This window comes from Massilia sp. NBRC 108631 (assembly GCF_059704565.1).
Genome location: NZ_BAAKJE010000079.1, coordinates 1 through 4505, shown reverse-complemented (window position 1 = coordinate 4505; position 4505 = coordinate 1). Strand labels below are relative to the sequence as shown.

Below are 4505 nucleotides of genomic sequence, written 5' to 3'. Positions count from 1 at the left end.
GTGCGCTGGCGCCAGCGCAACTTCAACGCGGACGCCTACGTCAGCTTCGCGCTGAACCCGGACGGCAGCATCGAGCGCATGAAGATGAAGCCGGTGTCGGCCGAGACGGATTTCAGCTACGACTTCGCCGACCTGGACCTGAGGCCGGTGCCTGCCAAAAAGTAGGGCGGGTTCGCGGAGCGTAAGCCGCCATCACGGCTGCCGCAGCTCGAACACGCGGCGCTTGCGCGCCGTGATTTCCGCCATGCCGCGCTGGAAGGCGGGGATGCTGTTGAACAGGCGCTCGAAGCTGCCGTCCTTTTTCGCCAGGCGCAGCCCGCGCTCGATGCGCGCGGCCAGCTCCGGCCGGCTGCGGCTGACGAAGAAATAGAAAGGCACGCGGTAGTGCAGGAATATGGTGGACTCGACCTGCAACCCTTCGCCCGGGTGCTGCTCCAGCTCCGCCCACGCCTCCTGCGCGCCGCGCGGCATATAGTCGAAGCGTTTCACGCGCAGCATGGGGAACAGGTATTCATAGCCGCCGGAGGTTTCCACCGGCAAGCCGTTAAAGCGCAGCACCCCGGTCGATGGCCAGTTGGTGCCTGCGCCGGCCTTCAGCCGGCGCAGGTCGTCCAGCGTGCGCACCGCCGCGAAGCGCGGCGCGTCCTCGCTGCGGATCAGGAATACGCGGTAGTCGTTCAATTCCTTGATCAGTGAAATGCGCACCGGCAGCAGCTCGGCTTCGCGCTGGCGGTCGGTGCCGTCCCACATGACGTTGATTACGCCATTGTTTTTCAGTTCGGTATTGCGCCGCAAGCTGGTCAATTCCTGGCCGTAGTAGGCCAGCGCGTACGGGCCGTCGGAGGCCACGGTCTTGTCCAGGGCAAGCTTCAGCAGGCGGGGGAAATAGGCGGCATGCTCCTTCGCGCTGGGGGAGACGGCGGGCAGCACGAAGCGCTGTATGGCCGGCGGTGTCGCCGGCTGCGGCGCGGCTGCCGACCGCTGCGGCGCGCAGCAGGCCAGCAGCAGGGCCAGGGGAAAATAAAGCTGGTTCATCACGCCGCTATAGTAGCGCATGGCGGCGTGATGCGGCCGGATGCAAGCGCTTAGTTCTTGGCCTCATCGGCGATGAGGCGGTACACCAGCGCGCCCAGCACGGCGCCGGCGATCGGCGCCAGCCAGAACAGCCACAGCTGGCTTACCGCCCAGTCGCCCACATACACGCCCACACCGGTGCTGCGCGCCGGGTTGACCGAGGTGTTGGTGACAGGGATGCTGATCAGGTGGATCAGCGTCAGCGCCAGGCCGATCGGCAGCGGGGCGAAGCCGGCCGGCGCGCGGCGGTCGGTGGCGCCCAGGATCACGATCAGGAACATCATCGTCATCACCACTTCCGTCACCAGCGCGGCGGTCAGCGAATAGCCGCCCGGCGAATGCTCGCCGTAGCCGTTGGAGGCCAGGCCGCCGGCCAGGCTGAAGCCCGCCTTGCCGCTGGCGATCAGGTACAGCACGCCGCCGGCGGCGATGGCGCCCAGCACCTGCGCCACGATGTAGGGCAGCAGCTTGCTGGCCGGGAAGCGGCCGCCGGCCCACAGGCCGATCGATACCGCCGGATTCAGGTGGCAACCCGAGATGTGGCCGATGGCATAAGCCATGGTCAGCACCGTCAGGCCAAACGCCAGCGACACGCCCAGCAGGCCGATGCCGACCCCGGGAAACGCCGCCGCCAGCACCGCGCTGCCGCAGCCGCCCAGCACCAGCCAGAAGGTGCCGACAAACTCTGCGCCATATGCTTTCATAGATACCCCTTAGTAAATTTAACGAATTAACAATTTATACCGGGGTGCAAGAAATGTCCATCCTTCGATGCGGCAGCGCCCTGCAAACAGCCAGCGCTCAGCCTATGGCTTGACGAACTTGAGCGTCATGCGGTCGCTCTCGCCGATGGCCTGGTACTTGGCGCGGTCCTTGTCCTTGTTGGTGTAGGTGGGCGGCAGCGCCCATACGCCGTTTTCGTGATCGGCCTTGTCTTTCGGGTTGGCGTTGATTTCCGACCGGGCCGCCAGCTTGAAGCCTGCGCTCTCCGCCAGTTTGATGACATAGGCTTCGTGCACGTAGCCCGAACTGGCCTTGTCGTCCTGCTTCATGCCGGCCGGCAGGCGGTGCTCCACCACGCCGAACACGCCGCCCGGCTTCAGCGTGTCGTACACGCTGGCGAACAGCATCTTCAGGCTGGCGTCGCCGTTGCCGATCCAGTTGTGGATGTTGCGGAAGGTGAGCACCATGTCCGCGCTGCCTTTGGGCGCGTAGCTGTATACATTGTTGTTCGGCTCGAAGGCGCCCAGCACCACCTTGTCATAGGAGGCCGGCACCGCGTTCAGGCGGTCCTGGAAGCGGGCGGCGGCCTTGCGCACGTTCTCGGTGGCCGAGCCGGGCGTGCTGCCGGCGGCGATCAGCTTGCCGTCCTTGCGCAGGTAGGGGCCGAGGATCTCGGTGTACCAGCCGCCGCCCGGCGCCAGTTCCACCACGGTCATGTTGGGCTGGATGCCGAAGAAGGTCAGCGTTTCATATGGGTGGCGGGCGGCGTCGCGCGCCACGTTGGCCGGCGTGCGCGCGGTGTTGGCGATGGCTGCCTTGAGCGCGTCGTCGGCCAGCGCAGGGGCGGCCAGGCCACAGGCGATCACTGCGCCGAGTATGAATTGTTTCATGCATGTCTCCAGGTTGTTGACGACGCGTGGCGGTCGTCTGCGCCGATCATCGGGGAACTCGCTGGCCGGGTCAAGCAGATTCGACAGTGTCCGCGCCGCCCCGTCCGGACACCGGGCGGACACTCGCGCGGACACTTCGGACACCCGCGGCTTGCGTCGCGCAAGCCGGTATCGGCCTGCGTGCTGGAGTGGGGCGGCGGCGCCGAAAACATTTGCAATGGCATAAAACTTGCGTCATGGTGTGCTTTCCGGCGAAGGTTCTTTTGGAGAGATTATGGAACGACGTGCATTCCTCAATATCAGTGGTTTGGCCCTGGGCACGATGCTGCTGCCCGCATACGGCAGGGCGATCGCGGCCGAAGAGCTGCTCAAGCCGGCGGACACCGCCTTCAAGAAAATGCTGGCCGATACGGCCATGACGGCCGCCACCCAGGCCGGCGCCAGCTACTGCGACGTGCGCATCGGCCGCTACCTGAACCAGTTCCTCACCACGCGCGACCTGAACGTGGAGAACATCACCAATACCGAATCGGCCGGCGTCGGCGTGCGCGTCATTGCCCACGGCGCCTACGGCTTTGCCGCCACCAGCGACGTCTCGCCGGACGGCGTGGCGGGCGCGGCGCGCCAGGCGGTGGCCATCGCCAAGGCCAACTCCAGGCTGCAAAGCACGCCGCTGCAGCTGGCGCCGGTGACCGGCGCCGGCACCGTGTCCTGGGCCACGCCCTACAAGAAGGACTGGCGCGCGGTGCCGATCAAGGAAAAGGCCGAGCTGCTCATCGCCGGCAACAAGGCCGGCCTGGACGCGGGCGCCAGCTTCATGCAGTCCTTGCTGTTCCAGGTGAACCAGCAGAAGTACTTCGCTTCCACCGACGGCTCCTATATCGACCAGGACCTGCACCGCCTGTGGGTGCCGTTCTTTGCCACCGCCGTCGACAAGGGCACCGGCAAATTCCGTTCGCGTTCCGGCCTGTCGTCGCCGGTCGGCATGGGCTACGAATACCTGGACGCGCGCAAGGAGGACAAGTTCCAGGCCGCCGGCGGCGTCACCACGCTGTACCGCAACTCCTACGACCTGATCGAGGACGCCCGCAACGCCGGCAAGCAGGCCAAGGCCAAGCTGTCGGCCAAGTCGGTCGAGCCGGGCAAGTACGACCTGGTGCTCAGTCCCGAGCACATGTGGCTCACCATCCATGAATCCGTGGGCCACCCGACGGAACTGGACCGCGTGCTCGGCTACGAAGCCAATTTCGCCGGCACCAGCTTCGCCACGCTGGACAAGTGGCAATCGAAGAAATTCAAGTACGGCTCGGACATCGTCAACATCGTCGCCGACAAGACCGCCCCGGGTTCGCTGGGCGCGGTCGGCTACGACGACGAAGGCGTGAAGTGCAAGCGCTGGGACATCATCCGCGACGGCGTGCTGGTGAACTACCAGGCCACGCGCGACCAGGCCCACATCATCGGCGAGAAGGAATCGCACGGCTGCTCGTACGCGGACAGCTGGAGCAGCGTGCAGTTCCAGCGCATGCCCAACGTGTCGCTGGAGGCGGGCAAGAAGAAGCTCACGCCGGACGACATGATCAAGGACGTCAAGAAGGGCATCTACATCGTCGGCGACGGTTCCTTCTCGATCGACCAGCAGCGCTACAACTTCCAGTTCGGCGGCCAGCTGTTCTACGAAATCAAGGACGGCAAGATCACCCGGCCGCTGGAAGACGTGGCCTACCAGTCCAACACCCAGGAATTCTGGAACGCCTGCTCCGCCATGTGCGACGAGCGCGACTGGCGCATGGGCGGCTCCTTCTTCGACGGCAAGGG

At 65.6% G+C, this 4505-nt stretch carries 4 protein-coding genes; 1 reads left to right on the top strand and 3 read right to left on the bottom strand.

Annotated features, from left to right (window positions below):
* Positions 1 to 192: 192 nt before the first annotated feature.
* The 3 genes from AC6H42_RS10140 to AC6H42_RS10130 all read right to left on the bottom strand — a co-directional run bounded on the left by AC6H42_RS10140 (position 193) and on the right by AC6H42_RS10130 (position 2687).
* The gene (locus AC6H42_RS10140) at positions 193 to 1056 is read right to left on the bottom strand and encodes a transporter substrate-binding domain-containing protein (protein WP_057155350.1); all 864 of its coding nucleotides are present in this window, start codon (positions 1054 to 1056) and stop codon (positions 193 to 195) included.
* Positions 1057 to 1085: 29 nt separating this feature from the next.
* The gene (gene aqpZ / locus AC6H42_RS10135; RefSeq protein ID WP_057155351.1) at positions 1086 to 1778 is read right to left on the bottom strand and encodes an aquaporin Z; all 693 of its coding nucleotides are present in this window, start codon (positions 1776 to 1778) and stop codon (positions 1086 to 1088) included.
* A gap of 102 nt (positions 1779 to 1880) precedes the next feature.
* Complete coding sequence (locus AC6H42_RS10130) at positions 1881 to 2687, bottom strand: class I SAM-dependent methyltransferase (RefSeq protein WP_057155352.1); 807 nt, start codon at positions 2685 to 2687, stop codon at positions 1881 to 1883.
* A gap of 274 nt (positions 2688 to 2961) precedes the next feature.
* Here AC6H42_RS10130 and AC6H42_RS10125 point away from each other — a divergent pair.
* A partial coding sequence (locus AC6H42_RS10125) for a TldD/PmbA family protein (RefSeq protein ID WP_497547947.1) occupies positions 2962 to 4505 on the top strand: 1544 nt, incomplete at its 3' end.